This is a genomic window from Spinactinospora alkalitolerans, assembly GCF_013408795.1.
In the GTDB taxonomy this organism is placed as follows: Bacteria; Actinomycetota; Actinomycetes; order Streptosporangiales; family Streptosporangiaceae; genus Spinactinospora; species Spinactinospora alkalitolerans.
Genome location: NZ_JACCCC010000001.1, coordinates 1,878,593 through 1,894,178 on the forward strand (window position 1 = coordinate 1,878,593; position 15,586 = coordinate 1,894,178).

The 15,586-nt window shown below is 71.3% G+C and carries 13 protein-coding genes and 1 rRNA gene; 10 read left to right on the forward strand and 4 right to left on the reverse strand.

Features of this window, described 5'->3' with window-relative positions:
- Positions 1–48: 48 nt before the first annotated feature.
- The 8 genes from HDA32_RS08360 to lhgD all read left to right on the forward strand — a co-directional run bounded on the left by HDA32_RS08360 (position 49) and on the right by lhgD (position 9,254).
- Complete coding sequence (locus HDA32_RS08360) at positions 49–2,613, forward strand: sensor histidine kinase (RefSeq protein WP_179642649.1); 2,565 nt, start codon at positions 49–51, stop codon at positions 2,611–2,613.
- The gene (locus HDA32_RS08365) at positions 2,613–3,047 is read left to right on the forward strand and encodes a roadblock/LC7 domain-containing protein (RefSeq protein ID WP_179646554.1); all 435 of its coding nucleotides are present in this window, start codon (positions 2,613–2,615) and stop codon (positions 3,045–3,047) included. The genes HDA32_RS08360 and HDA32_RS08365 overlap by 1 nt, the downstream gene beginning before the upstream one ends.
- Entirely contained in the window at positions 3,044–3,559 is a 516-nt protein-coding gene (locus tag HDA32_RS08370; RefSeq protein WP_179642650.1) for a DUF742 domain-containing protein, read from the forward strand. Before HDA32_RS08365 ends, HDA32_RS08370 begins: the two co-directional genes overlap by 4 nt.
- Positions 3,540–4,139 (forward strand): GTP-binding protein, encoded by a 600-nt coding sequence (locus tag HDA32_RS08375; protein ID WP_179642651.1) that lies wholly within the window; start codon positions 3,540–3,542, stop codon positions 4,137–4,139. The genes HDA32_RS08370 and HDA32_RS08375 overlap by 20 nt, the downstream gene beginning before the upstream one ends.
- Positions 4,140–4,268: 129 nt before the next feature.
- A complete protein-coding gene (locus HDA32_RS08380; RefSeq protein ID WP_179642652.1) occupies positions 4,269–5,225 on the forward strand; it encodes a sirohydrochlorin chelatase in 957 nt (318 codons plus the stop codon).
- 269 nt (positions 5,226–5,494) lie between these two features.
- Positions 5,495–7,555 (forward strand): sensor histidine kinase, encoded by a 2,061-nt coding sequence (locus HDA32_RS08385; protein WP_246334264.1) that lies wholly within the window; start codon positions 5,495–5,497, stop codon positions 7,553–7,555.
- Positions 7,545–7,901 carry a DUF742 domain-containing protein gene (locus HDA32_RS08390; RefSeq protein WP_179642653.1) on the forward strand — a complete coding sequence of 119 codons (357 nt, stop codon included), beginning with the start codon at positions 7,545–7,547 and terminating at the stop codon, positions 7,899–7,901. The genes HDA32_RS08385 and HDA32_RS08390 overlap by 11 nt, the downstream gene beginning before the upstream one ends.
- A 138-nt stretch (positions 7,902–8,039) precedes the next feature.
- A complete protein-coding gene (gene lhgD, locus HDA32_RS08395; protein WP_179646556.1) occupies positions 8,040–9,254 on the forward strand; it encodes an L-2-hydroxyglutarate dehydrogenase in 1,215 nt (404 codons plus the stop codon).
- Between the two features lie 82 nt (positions 9,255–9,336).
- Here the strand turns inward: lhgD and HDA32_RS08400 are convergent, their stop codons facing one another.
- The 4 genes from HDA32_RS08400 to HDA32_RS08415 all read right to left on the reverse strand — a co-directional run bounded on the left by HDA32_RS08400 (position 9,337) and on the right by HDA32_RS08415 (position 11,755).
- Positions 9,337–9,987, reverse strand: a complete 651-nt coding sequence (locus HDA32_RS08400; protein ID WP_179642654.1) for an HNH endonuclease family protein — start codon at positions 9,985–9,987, stop codon at positions 9,337–9,339.
- 165 nt (positions 9,988–10,152) lie between these two features.
- Entirely contained in the window at positions 10,153–10,296 is a 144-nt protein-coding gene (locus HDA32_RS08405; RefSeq protein ID WP_179642655.1) for a hypothetical protein, read from the reverse strand.
- A 21-nt stretch (positions 10,297–10,317) separates the two neighbouring features.
- Positions 10,318–10,914 carry a TetR/AcrR family transcriptional regulator gene (locus tag HDA32_RS08410; protein WP_179642656.1) on the reverse strand — a complete coding sequence of 199 codons (597 nt, stop codon included), beginning with the start codon at positions 10,912–10,914 and terminating at the stop codon, positions 10,318–10,320.
- A complete protein-coding gene (locus HDA32_RS08415; RefSeq protein WP_179642657.1) occupies positions 10,907–11,755 on the reverse strand; it encodes an alpha/beta fold hydrolase in 849 nt (282 codons plus the stop codon). The genes HDA32_RS08410 and HDA32_RS08415 overlap by 8 nt, the downstream gene beginning before the upstream one ends.
- A 158-nt stretch (positions 11,756–11,913) precedes the next feature.
- On the opposite strand from HDA32_RS08415, the gene tyrS reads away from it, so the two are divergent.
- Together tyrS and HDA32_RS08425 are read left to right on the forward strand one after the other, a co-directional pair.
- Complete coding sequence (gene tyrS / locus HDA32_RS08420; RefSeq protein WP_179642658.1) at positions 11,914–13,212, forward strand: tyrosine--tRNA ligase; 1,299 nt, start codon at positions 11,914–11,916, stop codon at positions 13,210–13,212.
- 802 nt (positions 13,213–14,014) lie between these two features.
- Positions 14,015–15,549: ribosomal RNA gene (locus tag HDA32_RS08425) — 16S ribosomal RNA — on the forward strand.
- The last annotated feature ends 37 nt before the right edge of the window (positions 15,550–15,586 follow it).

Here is a 15,586-nt window from a genome sequence, read left to right on the forward strand (position 1 = left end):
GCCCCGATTTCGGTCGGTGTCCGCATGCCCAGCCGTGGGAGGAGCTCAATGGGCCAGTCGGGCGGTACCGTCCGCAGCATCAGGTCGCAGCTCAACAGGACCGTGCTGATCCCCAGCATCACGTTCCTGCTGCTGTTCGCGGTACTGAGCGGGGCCACGCTGCTGCAGGCCTTCTCGCTGCGCGACGCCGCGGCCGAGGGGGAGAGCGGTGTCGGCATCCACCAGGTGATGGTGGAGGTGCAGGCGGAGCGCCGCCAGGCGGTGCAGTACCTGGGCGACCCCTCCGACCGGTCCCTGCGGCTGCTGCGCGAGCAGACCGCGGCCACCGACGAGGCGGTGCGCGCGGTCGAGGACGCCCTCACCCCCGACAGCGGGGACGAGGCCGAGATCCAGGACCGGACCGCCGACCTCCGCACCGCGCTCAACGGCCGCTCGGGCCTGCGCGAAGAGGTGATGGCCGGGGAGGTCGACCGCCCCGCGGCCCTGGAGCGCTACAGCGAGATCGTCGACCTCGGCTTCCAGCTCTACGACGCCGGCGGACGGCGGCTGCAGGACGGCCCGGCCGTCGCCGAGAGCGCCACCGCCCTGGAACTGCTGCGCGCCCAGGACCTCTTCTCCCGGGCCGACGCGCTGCTCTCCGGGGCGATCGCGGCCGATGAGCTCACCTCGGCGCAGCAGATCGACTTCGCCGGTCTCGTCGACGCGGCGCGGCGCGGTCTCGACGCCAACGGCCAGACCCTGGACGACGAGGTCGCCGCCGCCCGCTCCGCGCTGCTGGAGGGCCCGGAATGGCGGGAGATGAACCGCATCGCCGACGCGGTCGCCGAGCGCGAGGTCACCGTCGCCGTCGACCCCGTCACCGGGGAGGAGCAGACCTCCCTGGAGCCGCCCGCGGCCGTGAACGACTGGCGCGAGGCCGCCGACGCGGTCAACACCGGCCTCATCACGCTGGCCGGCGAGCAGGCCAGGGCCGGCGTCGCCGTCACCGACGCCGCCGGCGACCGGGCGCTCTCGATCGCCATCGGCGGCAGCATCCTCGCCCTCTTCGCCGGAACCCTCGCCTACGGCGTCGCCTCCAAGTCCGCCAACCGGCTCACCGGCCGCCTCGCCCGGCTGCGCCAGGACGCGCTCAACCTGGCGAGGGAGGACCTGCCCAAGATCGTCCGACGCCTGGAGCGCGGCGACCCGATCAACGTCGAGGCCGAGATGCACCAGCTCGACTACGGCGACGACGAGGTCGGGCAGGTGGCCGACGCGTTCAACACCGCCCAGCGCACCGCGGTGGGCGCGGCCGTCAAGCAGGCCGAGATCCGCGAGGGCGCCAACCGGGTCTTCCTCGGCATCGCCCACCGGAACCAGTCCCTGGTGCAGCGCCAGCTCCAGCTGCTGGACCGGGTCGAGCGCGAGGAGGAGGACCCCGACCTCCTGGAGGACCTCTTCCAACTGGACCACCTGGCCACCCGCGGCCGCCGCAACGCCGAGAACCTGATCATCCTCGGCGGAGCCCAGCCCGGTCGGCGCTGGCGCAATCCGATCCCGCTGGTGGACATCCTGCGCGGAGCCATCTCCGAGACCGAGGAGTACGCGCGGGTCAAGCTGCGGATCGTGCCGAACCTGTCGCTGCGCGGCGCCGTCGTCGCCGACATCATCCACCTGGTGGCCGAGCTCGTCGAGAACGCCACGGCGTTCTCCCCGCCGCACACCAAGGTGCACATCCACAGCGAGATCGTGCCCAAGGGCGTGGTGGTGGAGATCGAGGACCGCGGCCTGGGCATGAGCGACGAGGACTACGCCGGCTCCAACCGGACGCTGTCCGCGGCGCCGGAGTTCGACGTCATGGCCCTCAACGAGGACGCCAGGCTCGGCCTGTTCGTCGTGGCGCGGCTGGCGGCCAAGCACGACATCAACGTCGAGCTGTGCAGCTCCCCCTACGGCGGTACGCGCGCCATCATCCTCATCCCCGCCGAGCTGATCGTGTCCGGGGACGCACCGGTACCCGGGCCTCCCCGCACGGCCCCCGCGGCGGCGCCCGTGCCGCGTGCGTCCGCCGGGCCCGACGCCGACCCCGACGCCGCCGGCGATCTCCTGGCACCGCCCGGCCGGGAGCCGGGCCGACCGAACCGCTCCGACGTCACCGGCCCGATCGGCCAGCACGCCCGGCCGGAGGTCCCCGCCTCCCCCAACGGCCGCCACAACGGCGCCGAGACCTCTCCCGACGGAGCCGGCCCGGCGGCCGAACCGGCCACCGGCGACGGCAGCCGCCCGCCGCTGCCCGCCCGGCGGCCGGCCGACCGGGGCGGCGCGCCCGCGGAGTCGCCCGGCCGCCCGGCGCTGCCCAAGCGCCGGCGGCAGGCCAGTCTGGCACCGCAACTGCGCAACGATTCGGCCGCCGAGGCGGACGCGGAGTCGGAGTCCACTCGCTCGCCCGAGGAGGTCCGCCGGATGATGAACGCGTTCCAGAGCGGAACGCGGCGCGGGCGGGAGGCCGACGTCGACCCGACCGCTGACCAGGCGTCCGGCACGGCCGCGGCGGAGCACGGCGACGTGCGCTCCGCAGCGGAGCGGCCGACCGCCGACCTCATGCCGGGCGACCACACCGAAGAGAGTGAATGATGGTGGAGATGAGCAACGCTGCAGGCGACCTGAACTGGCTGCTCGACGACCTGATCGATCGCGTCGTCGGCGCCGATCGCGCCATCGTGCTGTCCGCCGATGGCCTCCTCATCGGCCGGTCCCGCAACCTGTCCACCGAGGACGCCGAGCACCTGTCCGCGGTGGCCTCGGCGTTCCAGAGCCTGGCCCGCGGCACCGGTCGGCAGTTCGGCGGCGGCGCCGTCCGGCAGACGGTGGTCGAGATGGAGTACGCCTACCTGTTCGTCACCGCGGCGGGCGAGGGCGCCTGCCTGGCGGTGCTGGCCTCCGAGGACGCCGATGTCGGCCTCGTCGCCTACGAGATGAACATGCGGATCAAGCGGGTCGGGCAGTTCCTCAGCTCCTCGCCGCGCTTCCCCGAGTCCGCGACGACATCGGGCTCATCGGGATCATGAGGGACACGGGCGATCACCCCGGGGCCGGGGACGGGCCGCCGCGCGACCCGTCCCGCGGTGCGCGCGTCCGCCGCGACCCGCGGGCGCGCGACACCTCCGCCGCGCCGGTGGACCCGGCCCCGCCGGTCCCGCCGAAGGCGGCGCGGGACCAGGGCTTCTCCTACCTCGACGCCGCGGCCGGCCCGCTGGTCCGGCCCTACACGATGACAGGGGGGCGCACCCGCCCGGTCGACACCGGACTCGACATGATCAGCGTCGTCGTCGCGACGCGCCGGCACGTCGACCAGGTCGCCCTGGAACCCGAGCACGCCTCGATCCTGGACCTGTGCCGGCGGCCGGTCTCCGTGGCGGAGATCTCCGCCCACCTGGACATCCCGCTGACGGTGGTCAAGGTGCTGCTGAGCGACCTCATCAGCAAGGGCGACGTGCTCGCCCGCGCGCCGCTGCCCGCGGCCGAACTCCCCCAGATGAACGTACTTCAGGCGGTACTCGATGGCATCCGTAGACTCTGAGGCCCGGCAGGACCCCGAGACGATCCCGCTGGCGGTCAAGATCCTGATCGCGGGCGGGTTCGGCGCGGGCAAGACCACGATGGTGGGCTCGGTCAGCGAGATCACCCCGTTGAGCACCGAGGAGGTCATGACCGAGGCCAGCCTCGGCGTCGACGACCTCGAAGGGGTCGAGGAGAAGACGACCACCACGGTCGCCCTGGACTTCGGCCGCATCACCGTCAACGACGCGGTGGTGCTCTACCTCTTCGGCACCCCCGGCCAGGGCCGGTTCTGGTTCATGTGGGACGAGCTCGCCCACGGGGCGCTCGGCTCCGTCGTGCTCGCCGACACCCGGCGGCTCGACACCTGCTTCCCCTCCATCGACTTCTTCGAACACCGCGACATCCCGTTCGTCGTGGCGGTGAACTGCTTCGAAGGAGCCGACCGCTACACCGAGCAGGAGATCCGCGAGGCCGTCGACCTCGCCCCCGACGTGCCCGTCGTGCTGTCCGACGCCCGGCGGCGGGAGTCGAGCAAGGAGGTGCTGCTCACCCTCGTCGAGCACGTCATGCGCCGCCGCAGTCCGGCGGTCACCGGCTGAAACGCCCTTCCGCCGCCTGCTCCGTCCACGTTTTCCCGCCCACGAGATGGTCCGTTACCGAGGTGCGATCTTCACTGGTGAAGATCGACCGAGGCAAGATCATTACTCCCGAGTCGTTAGCATTTTTCCGTGAATCCTGACACTACGCAGAATCCGGACAGACTTCCTCCCCGCGGCCTGCCCCGGCGCCGCTCCGGTCGGCACCGCGATCCGCTGTCCTTCGACAGCTGGGTCGGCACGCCCACGCTCGTGCTCGCCGTTCCCGGCAGCGCCGACGCGGACGCGCGAGAAGCCGCCGAGGCGGGCGCCGAAGAAGGGACCGGCTCGCTCGGCCGCCGGATGGCCGACCTCGTCCGGACCCACCGCCCCGAGGTCACCATCAGGTTCGGCTACACCGAGGGAGAGGAGGCCGGTCTCACCGAAGCCCTCGCCGACCTGGAGCCCCAGGAGGGACGCGCCGTCCGCGCCGTCGTGGTCCCCCTGGTCGCCGACGCGCACCCGCCCACACTGGAGGCGGTCCACGCCGCCGTGGCGGCCACGGGCGCCGACGTCCGCGTCACCGAGGGCCTCGGACCGCACCCGATGCTGGCCGAGGCGCTGCACCTGCGCCTGGCCGAGGCCGGGTTCGTGCGGGCCGACCGCATGCGGCTGATCAGCGTCGCGGCGATGGGGACCGGTATGGCCGACGGCGTCGTCGTGGGCTGCGTGGGCGGGGCCGAGTCGGTCAACGTCGCCGGTGTCACCGCGGTGCTGCTCGCCGCCCGCCTCGGCGTCACCGTGCTGCCCGCGGCGCTGGACGACCCGGCGAGCCTGAGCGAGGTCTTCGGCCAGATCGAGGCCGCCGGCTGCGCGCGGCCGGTGATCGCCCCGAGCATCCTCGGCGGCGAGGTCTCCGGTGCCGACCTCGCCGCACTGGCCGGCCGGTTCGGGGCCCGCGTCAGCGCCCCGCTCGGCGCCACCGGCACGCTGGCCAAGATCGTCGCCCTGCGCTACGCCGAGATCCTCAACTCGCTCGGGATCGAGGAATCGCCCACGCTGGAGGACCTCCCGGCCCCCGTCGGCTCCCGGCACCGCCCGGAGAACTGATCCGGCCGGCTCGGGAGCCGCACCCTTCGCGCCTCCGCCGCCGTTGTGACGGCTCGGGACCGCCCGTCCCGCTCCGTCACCGCGGCAGCGGAGGCGTTCGCGTGTCCGCCCCCGCACCCCTCGGCAACTAATTGTGACGAAGCCGCGACGCACAGCGACAGTTTCCGATAGCGTCCTGTTCCCGTGAGGTGAAGTGGCGTTCACCGGGCCGTGCCCGTGTGGTGATCTCTCGTTCACGCGCCACGCACCCGGCCGTAGGGGGAGGCGCCATGGGCACAACACGCGGACGGACCGCGAAATCCACGATTCGCAGACAGCTCACCCGCATCGTCCTGATCCCCAGCATCAGCTTCCTGCTGCTGTGGGCGATCATGACCGCGGCGGGCAGCGCCCACGCGGTCGGCCTGACCCTGTCCGTGCTCAACGGACGCGACGGCGTGGCCGGCTTCGGCGCCATCGCCGTCGAGCTGCGCGAGGAGCGCAGACTCACCCAGGTCTACCTCGGCGATCCGACGGCCAGGGCAACGGCCGAGCTGGAGCGCCAGCGCACGCGCACCGACGACGCCTTCGCCGCGCGGTACGAGCAGGCATCCAGGTTGCTCACCCGAGGCGGCGACGCCACCCGCGACGCCACGAGGGACTTCTTCGACGACTGGAAGAGCCTGGGCGGGCTGCGCTCCGAGGTCGACGACCGGTCCCTCGACCGGGCCTCGGCGCTGCACCGCTACTCGGAGTTCGTCGCGGGCATCCACCTGATCTCCGACGCCATCGTCGTCGAGCTCGCCGACCACGAGGGGCTCTCCCAGGGCGCCCTGGCGCTGGATCTCATGCGCGCCCGCGACGAGTACTCCCAGGCCGACGCGCTGCTGGCGGGGGTGATCGCCGAGGGCGAGATGTCCTATGAGGAGACCGCCCACTTCACCTACCTCACCGCCTCCTACCGCGACGCCCTCGCCGACGCCGGGCCCGGCATGGCCCCCGAGGCGCGCGACCGCCACGAGGCGATGCTGGGCACACCGGCCTGGACCGCGGCCGAGCGGCTCAGCAGGAGCGTCGTCACCCGCGAACCGGTCGGCGGATCCGACGACCCCGAGGCCGGAGGGTGGAACGGCGACGTCCCCGTCGAAGCGCGGGAGTGGGACGAGGCCATGGCGGCCTCCGCGCCGCTGTTCAACGACCTCGTCCTCGCCCAGATCCGGGCCTCCAACGAAACGGCGTGGGCCGCGGCGCTGCACGCCATCGCGCTCAACGTCTTCGGATGCCTGCTCACCCTGGCCACCGGCATCACCGCCATCGTCATCGCGCTGCGCTCCTCGCGGCGGCTGACCGAGCGCCTGCGCAGGCTGCGGACCGAAACCCTGGAGGTCTCCGACACCAGGCTGCCCGCCATCGTGTCCCGAGCGCAGCGCGGGCGGCGGGTCGACGTCGCGGCGGAGCTGCCGTCCCTGCGGCACGGCGACGACGAGATCGGGCAGGTGGCCGACGCGTTCAACACCGCCCAGCGCACCGCGGTGGGCGCGGCCGTCAAGCAGGCCGAGATCCGTGAGGGCGCCAACCGGGTCTTCCTCGGCATCGCCTACCGCAACCAGACCCTCGTACAGCGCCAACTCCGGATGCTGGACGAGATCGAGGGCAAGGAGGAGGACCCGCGCGCCCTGCGCGCGCTCTTCCGCCTGGACCACCTGGTCACCCGGGGGCGGCGCTACGCCGACAACCTGATCATCCTCGGCGGCGCGGGGGCGGCCCGCCGATGGCGCGAGCCGATGCCGCTGGTGGACGTGTTGCGCGGGGCGATCTCGGAGACCGAGGACTACGAGCGCGTGCGGTTGAGGTCGGCGCCCAAAGTCCGGGTGCAGGGGTTCGCCGTGGCCGACGTGGTGCACCTGATCGCCGAACTGGTGGAGAACGCCGCCCAGTTCTCACCGGCCGACTCCCACGTCGACGTCAACAGCGGCCGGGTGCCCAACGGCCTCGCCGTCGACGTGGAGGACCGCGGCCTGGGAATGACCGGCGACGCCTACGCCGAGGCCAACCGGACCCTCGCGCACCCGCCGGAGTTCGACGTCATGGCCCTGACCGAGGAACCCCGGCTGGGGCTGTTCGTGGTGGCGCGGCTGGCCGCGCGCCACGGCGTCCGGGTCCGGCTGTGCCCGTCCCCCTACGGCGGGACCCGCGCGGTCGCGGTCCTGCCCGACGCGCTGCTGGAGAGCGCGGCCCCGCCCGCTGCGGAGCCCGGGCCGGTGCGCGAGACCGTGCCCCGGCAGGACGACGGCGGCCTGGAACTCCTTCGCCGGCTGGGACGGACCGTGGGGCGCGCTCATGAGCAGTAGAACGGGATGCGGCGACCCCGGCCGGCTCGTCCGGCCCTTCGCCGTCGCAGGAGCCACCGCCGACGCCAAGGCATTGGACCTGGTCAGCATCGTGGTCGCCACCCGCACCCCCACCGAGCGGGACGGGCTCACCCCCGAGCGCGAGACGATCCTGCGCCTGTGCGGGCGCCCGCGCTCCATCGCCGAACTGTCGGGATACCTGGAGCTGCCGCTGAGCGCGGTCAAGCTCCTGGTCGCCGACATGATCGCCGACGCGGCCCTGCGCACCTCCGAATCCCCGGACCCCTGCCCCGGCGAGTCCGCCGCCATCCTGCAGGCCGTCCTCGACGGCCTGCGCGCACTGTGAGGCACCCGCCCTGGGACTCCTTCGGGGCGCGAGCCCCGGGTCGCCTCCCGCACGCCGTCAGGACCGGCGGCCGCGTGGTGGTAGACCTGATCCGGACGCTGCTGACGGCGGCGGTGGCAGAAGGGGACGGAAAGGGGACTGATGAGCGGCGGGCACATCGGCATCGTCGGCGCGGGGATCGTGGGGCTCGCCCTGGCGCGGCGGATCACCATGGAGCGACCCGGGACCGGGGTCACCGTGCTGGAGAAGGAGGACCGCGTCGCCGCGCACCAGACCGGGCACAACAGCGGAGTGGTGCACGCCGGCCTGTACTACCGGCCGGGGTCGCTGAAGGCCACGCTGTGCCGGCGCGGCGTGGGACTCCTGCGCGACTACTGCGCCGAGCACGGACTGCCCTACCAGGAGGTCGGCAAGGTCCTCGTGGCGCGCGACGCCGACGACGCCGCGCGCCTGGACGCGATCGAACGCACGGCCCGGGCCAACGGCGTCCCCGGCGTGCGCCGGCTCGGCCCCGAGGGCCTGCGCGAACTGGAGCCGCACGTGCGGGGCGTCGCCGGTCTGCACTCGCCGAGTACCGCCGTCACCGACTACGCGGCGGTCACCGAGGCCCTCGCCGCCGACGTCCGCGCGGCCGGAGGCTCCGTCCGCCTTTCGACGCCGGTCATCGCGCTGCGCCAGAACGGCGACGGGGTCGACGTCCTGACCGGCGATCCCCGCGGCGAACGCGTGCGGCACAGGTTCGACGCGCTCATCGTCTGCGGCGGCCTGCACGGCGACCGCCTGGCCCGGCTCGCCGGCGCCCCGAGCGACCCGCGCATCGTCCCCTTCCGCGGCCAGTACCACGAACTGGTCCCCGAGCGCCGCCACCTCATCCGCGGCCTGGTCTACCCGGTGCCCGACCCCCGCTACCCGTTCCTGGGCGTCCACCTCACCCGGCACGTGCACGGCGAGGTGATGGCCGGCCCCAACGCGATCCTGGCCACCGCCCGCGAGGGCTACCGCATCCGCGACGTGCTGCCGCGCGACCTCGCCGACACCTTGACCTGGCCGGGCTTCTGGCACCTGGCGCGCCGGCACTGGACGATGGGCGCCCGCGAGATGGCGGTCTCGGCCTCGCGCGCCGTCTTCGCCCACGAGGCCCGCAAGCTCGTCCCCGAGGTCCGGCCCGCCGATCTGCGCCCGGCTCCGGCGGGGGTGCGCGCCCAGGCCCTGGCCCGTGACGGCCGGCTCCTCGACGATTTCGCCGTCGACGCCCACGGCCGGATCACCCTGGTCCGCAACGCCCCCTCGCCGGCCGCGACCTCTTCCCTCGCCATCGCCGAGCACCTGGTCGCGACGGTGCTGGCGGACTGACAACGGCGCCGGTCCGGATCGGGCGGGCGGCAGCGGAACGGCCGGGGTCCACCCTTCGGGGCGCCGACCCCGGCCGGACGGCTCAGCAGGCGGTGCCGAGCAGCTCCTCCAGCGCGCCCTTCTCCGCGGAGTCCACGCTCAGGCCCCACGCGTGCTTGACGTTGATCCAGCTCTTCGCGTAGGCGCAGTGGACGGCGGTCCGCGGCGGCATCCACTCGGCCGGGTCGTCGTCGCCCTTGGAGCTGTTGCTGGAGGCGCTCACCGCCCACAGCTGCGGGGTCGAGACGTCGTTGGCGAAGCGCTCGCGCCGGCTCGTCGACCACGTGTCGGCGCCGGAGTCCCACGCCTCCTTGAGCGCCACCATGTGGTCGATGCTGACCTCGGAGGGAACGCTCGTGGTCGCGCCGTCGAACGGGCTGGTCCAACTGCCGGAGGTGGGGTAGCAGTCGTTGCCGACCCGCACGTCGTCGCCGTCGCGCCGCAGCACGTACTCGCGCGCGTTGCAATTGCCCTCGACCGCCGACCAGTGCGGGAAGAGCGAGCGGTCGTAGTCGGAGGACGACCCCTCCGTCTCCACGGTCAGGCCGGCGAGCTGAGCACGGGCCTCCGACAGGCCGGGCGGCGGGGGCGGGTCCGCCGAAGCGGGGGAGGCCGGTCCGAGAACGAGCAGGAGGGCCGCGACCGCGGCCGCGGCCAGGCCGGCGGTGCGCCGGGCGGAGGTGATGGCGTCCATGTGCGTCTCCAGAGCAGAGCGGGTGCCTTCCTGTGACACTGGACAGACTCACCCCCGTCGGCCACCGTGGCAATAGCGGTCCGTGAACAACACGTGACGAAGTGCGGCCGAATGTGGTCCGCCCACCCCTGCACACCTCCGTTCGGGCCGCAGAGGCTCGGACGCTCAGCCGCCGAGCAGGTCGAAGAGGACCCCGGCCGGGAATGCGCCGACGCCCCCGCTGTGCAGCAGCGCCCGCGTCCGGCCCGGGGCGGTCCCGCGGCGCCCCATGGGCAGCGAGAGCCGCCGCGCCGCGGTGATTCCGGCCACTCCAATGCGCACCCGTCGGCGTCAGCTCGCCTCTCCGCCCGCGCCCGCAGAGGGCCGGGGCCAATTCCGCAGGGCCGTGATGAGCCCGTCGACGAGGACCTCATAGGTGTGGTCCGTGGACTGGGGCAGCCCGAACCCGCCCCGGGCCTCCAGGTCCACGAATCCGTGCACGGCGCTGCGGAACACCCGGACCGCGTCGATCAGTGCCTCCTCCGGGAGGTCGAACCCGCGGAACACCGCGAGGATCACCTCAAGAACCGAGTTCGACGCCGCGATCGCCTCGTCGTCGACGGGATCGGGGGCCCGCTGGACCGCCGCGTACCGTCCGGGGCGGGTCCGCGCGTAAGAGCGGTAGGCGGCGGCGAGGGTGCGCACCGCGTCGGCCTCCGAACGCCCCATCGCGGCGCGCCCCAGCACCTCGCCGAACTCGCGTGCGCTCAGGACCGCCACGTCGCGCCGCAGTCCCTCCAACCCGTTCACGTGCTTGTAGAGGCTCGGGACCGCGACGCCCAGCCGCTTGGCCACGGCCGCGAGCGAGAGCCGCCCGTAGCCGTTCTCGTCGCAGAGGCGCGCCGCCTCCTCCGCGACGGTCGCGGGCGTCAGCCCGGCCCTAGGCATCGCGGACCTCCGCGGCGAACGCGGTGACGGCGGAGCAGACCAGATCGGGCCGCTGGGTCTGCGGGTAGTGGCCGGCCTCGGGGACCATGACCACCGTGCCGTGCAGCCGCTGCGCGATCCACTCCGCCTCGGCCTTGGGATCGCCGAAGTCGGGGTCGAGCTCGCCCATCACCACCAGGGCCGGTGCGGTGACGTCGGCCACGCGCGCCTCGACCGGCGCGTGCGAGGTGCCGGTCGTGCGGACGAACGACCGCCATGCGCCCGGACGGCGCAGCGCGGCGCTGATGCGTGCGCGCTCCTCGGCGAAGTCCTCGGGGAGCCGGCCGGCGTGCAGTCTGGTGAGGAACGCGGACCAGGCGGCCGGGCCCCACGGCCGGGCCAGCAGCGTCCGCATGGCGAGCCGGCCGAACGCGCCCGTTGCCGGTTGGCGCGCGAACGGACCGAGCATCACGATCCCGGCCACCAGGTCGGGGCGCTCCGCGGCCGCCCACGCCGCGGCGCCGGCGCTCATGGAGTGGCCGGCCAGCAGGACGGGCCCGTCGGCGCCCAGCTTCTCGGCCAGCGCAAGCATGTCGGTGGCCGCGGCGATGTCGTCGTAGGAGTCGAACGTCGTGTCGCTGTCGCCGTGCCCGCGCAGGTCCATGGCCGCGACCCGGAATCCGGCCGAGGCCAGCGCCGGCGCGAGGTGGCGGTAGGTGCTGCGCAGGACGCCCATGCCCGGTGCGCAGACGACGAGCGGGCCGCCGCCGGCCGCCCCGTGCGTCTCGTAGGCGATGCGCCCCTGGGGGCGGTCCAGGAACCGCGTGGTGGTGTGTTCGCCGTCCTGCTTGTTAAGCTCCATAGCCGAAAAGCTAGGACCATTAGCCAATGGTGTCAAGGAAGGCGAGCGAATAGAACGAACGCGACGGCGCGGGAGGCGACCCGATACCGTAGGTGGCGTCCGGCGGGGCGGCTCGGCCGTCCGGCCCCGAAGTCACCTAGCCATACGGAAAGACCACAGTGACCGACATCATCGACGAACTCGAATGGCGCGGCCTCCTCGCGCAGACCACCGACCTTGACGAACTCCGCAAGGCACTCGCCGATGGCCCGGTCACCCTCTATTGCGGTTTCGACCCGACGGCGGGGAGCCTGCACGTCGGGCACCTCACCCAGGTCCTGACGCTGGCCCGGTTCCAGCGGGCGGGGCACCGGCCCATCGCGCTCGTCGGCGGCGGCACCGGCCTCATCGGCGACCCCAAGCCCAGCGCGGAGCGATCCCTCAACTCGGTGGAGACCATCGAGGGCTGGGTCGCAACCCTGGGACGGCAGCTTTCGGCGTTCCTGCGCTTCACCCCCGAGGGGGAGGTCGCGAACCCCACGGACGCCGTCCTGGACAACAACGCCGACTGGCTCGGCGCCATGAGCGCGATCGAGATGCTGCGCGACGTCGGCAAGCACTTCAGCGTCAACCAGATGCTCGCCAGGGAGACCGTGAAGAGCCGGCTGGACGGCGCGGGCATGAGCTACACCGAGTTCAGCTACGTGCTGCTGCAGTCCTACGACTACGTCGAGCTCTACCGCCGCTACGGCTGCACGCTGCAGATCGGCGGCAGCGACCAGTGGGGCAACATCACCGCGGGCCTGGATCTGATCCGCCGGATGGACGGCAACGAACCGCACGGCCCGGCGCACTGCCTGACCACCAACCTGCTCACCAAGAGCGACGGCACCAAGTTCGGCAAGACCGAGACCGGCACGGTCTGGCTGGACACCGAGCTGACCAGCCCGTACGCCTTCTACCAGTTCTGGTTCAACGCCGACGACCGCGACGTCGCCCGCTACCTGCGGGTCTTCAGCTTCCGTTCCCGCGAGGAGATCGAGGAGCTGGAGCGCCAGATCGCCGAGCGCCCCGCCGCCCGCGCCGCCCAGCGCGCGCTGGCCGAGGAGCTCACCACCCTGGTGCACGGCGAACAGGCGTGCCGCGACGTGATCGAGGCCAGCAGGGCGCTGTTCGGACAGGGCGAGCTCGTCGGCCTGGACGGGGCGACGCTCGGCGCCGCCCTGGCGGAGGTGCCCAACGCCCGGGTCGCCGGCCCGGTCGGCGACCTCCCCTCGGTGGTCGACCTGTTCGCCGAGACCGGTCTGGTGCCGAGCAAGTCGGCAGCCCGCCGCGCGATCCAGGAGGGCGGGGCCTACCTCAACAACACCAAGCTCGGCGACGTCGACGCGCGGGTATCCCCCGAGGACCTGCTGCACGGGCGCTACCTGGTCCTGCGGCGCGGCAAGCGCAACATCGGCGGCGTGGTCGTGGAGTAGCGGCCGCCCCGCTCGCAGGAGCGCCGCGACGAGAGTGCCCGTCCGGGCCCGTGCCGGGACGGGCGCCTCCCGTTCCCGGCGGAGCGCGACGTAGGCAGACGCAGGGAGTCGTCACCCGCCGGGCCGGAACATTTTTTCGAAGAGGCGTGTTTAGCCCTTTGGAGCAAGGGGGAGGAAGACCCTTGCAACAAACAAGCCTGACGTACCGTGCGGGCCTGATGTGAGGCCCGTGCGAGCTCGGAGCGTCGCGACCTGCTTCAAGGTCGATTCGCCCCGGACCTGGGCGCTCGTCGCAGGGCCGGGGGCTGGTTTGACGCGTCCGTGCGCGGACCCTAGACTCATCTACGCACTGCGGGGCGATGGGCGACCGGCAAGGTCCCCGGCTCGAACCGCGAAGCACCTTCCGAAGATCAGCGGTGAAACCACTCGCTGGTCACTGGTAATCTTGTTTCTCGGCCCTCCACCGAGAAGATTCGGAGTGGTTACCAAGCGGATTTCACGGAAAGCGCCGATTTGGCGGGACCGAGAAACGCTGGTAAATTGGAGAGCACAACAAAGCGGAAGCGCCGCCTCTTGAGAAGAGCCTTTCGGGCTTGTGTCGGATGAGCGGTTGTTTTTTGAGAACTCAACAGCGCGATGTTTGTTTTTCTTTATAGCCATGTTTGTTTTGGCCCCGTGCATCGTCCGTTGGATGGTGTGGGGTTCCTTTGATTGGCCGACCCTTTTTGTTGGGTTGGTTGGTCGGGGTTGTTCTCTTCGAGGTTTCCCTCCTGCCCTGGTCGGGGTGGGGGGTGTTTGGCCTTTGATGGAGAGTTTGATCCTGGCTCAGGACGAACGCTGGCGGCGTGCTTAACACATGCAAGTCGAGCGGTAAGGCCCTTCGGGGTACACGAGCGGCGAACGGGTGAGTAACACGTGAGTAACCTGCCCCTGACTTCGGGATAAGCCCGGGAAACCGGGTCTAATACCGGATACGACGCCGGCCTGCATGGGCTCGGTGTGGAAAGTTGTTTCGGTTGGGGATGGGCTCGCGGCCTATCAGCTTGTTGGTGGGGTGATGGCCTACCAAGGCGGTGACGGGTAGCCGGCCTGAGAGGGCGACCGGCCACACTGGGACTGAGACACGGCCCAGACTCCTGCGGGAGGCAGCAGTGGGGAATCTTGCGCAATGGGCGGAAGCCTGACGCAGCGACGCCGCGTGGGGGATGACGGCCTTCGGGTTGTAAACCTCTTTTACCACTCACGCAGGCATCCGGTTTTCCGGGTGTTGACGGTAGGTGGGGAATAAGGACCGGCTAACTACGTGCCAGCAGCCGCGGTAATACGTAGGGTCCGAGCGTTGTCCGGAATTATTGGGCGTAAAGAGCTCGTAGGCGGCTGGTCGCGTCTGCTGTGAAAGCCCGGGGCTTAACTTCGGGTGGGCAGTGGATACGGGCCGGCTTGAGGTAGGTAGGGGAGACTGGAATTCCTGGTGTAGCGGTGAAATGCGCAGATATCAGGAGGAACACCGGTGGCGAAGGCGGGTCTCTGGGCCTTACCTGACGCTGAGGAGCGAAAGCGTGGGGAGCGAACAGGATTAGATACCCTGGTAGTCCACGCCGTAAACGTTGGGCGCTAGGTGTGGGGACTTTCCACGGTCTCCGTGCCGTAGCTAACGCATTAAGCGCCCCGCCTGGGGAGTACGGCCGCAAGGCTAAAACTCAAAGGAATTGACGGGGGCCCGCACAAGCGGCGGAGCATGTTGCTTAATTCGACGCAACGCGAAGAACCTTACCAAGGTTTGACATCGCCCACGTACCCGTAGAGATGCGGGGTCATTTGGTTGGTGGGTGACAGGTGGTGCATGGCTGTCGTCAGCTCGTGTCGTGAGATGTTGGGTTAAGTCCCGCAACGAGCGCAACCCTTGTTCCATGTTGCCAGCACGTGGTGGTGGGGACTCATGGGAGACTGCCGGGGTCAACTCGGAGGAAGGTGGGGATGACGTCAAGTCATCATGCCCCTTATGTCTTGGGCTGCAAACATGCTACAATGGCCGGTACAGAGGGCGTGCGATGCCGTGAGGTGGAGCGAATCTCTTAAAGCCGGTCTCAGTTCGGATTGGGGTCTGCAACTCGACCCCATGAAGGTGGAGTCGCTAGTAATCGCGGATCAGCAACGCCGCGGTGAATACGTTCCCGGGCCTTGTACACACCGCCCGTCACGTCACGAAAGTCGGCAACACCCGAAACGTGTGGCCCAACCCCTTGCGGGAGGGAGTGCGTGAAGGTGGGGCTGGCGATTGGGACGAAGTCGTAACAAGGTAGCCGTACCGGAAGGTGCGGCTGGATCACCTCCTTTCTAAGGAGTCTGTGAGAGTCAGCCGTTTTTCCGACGT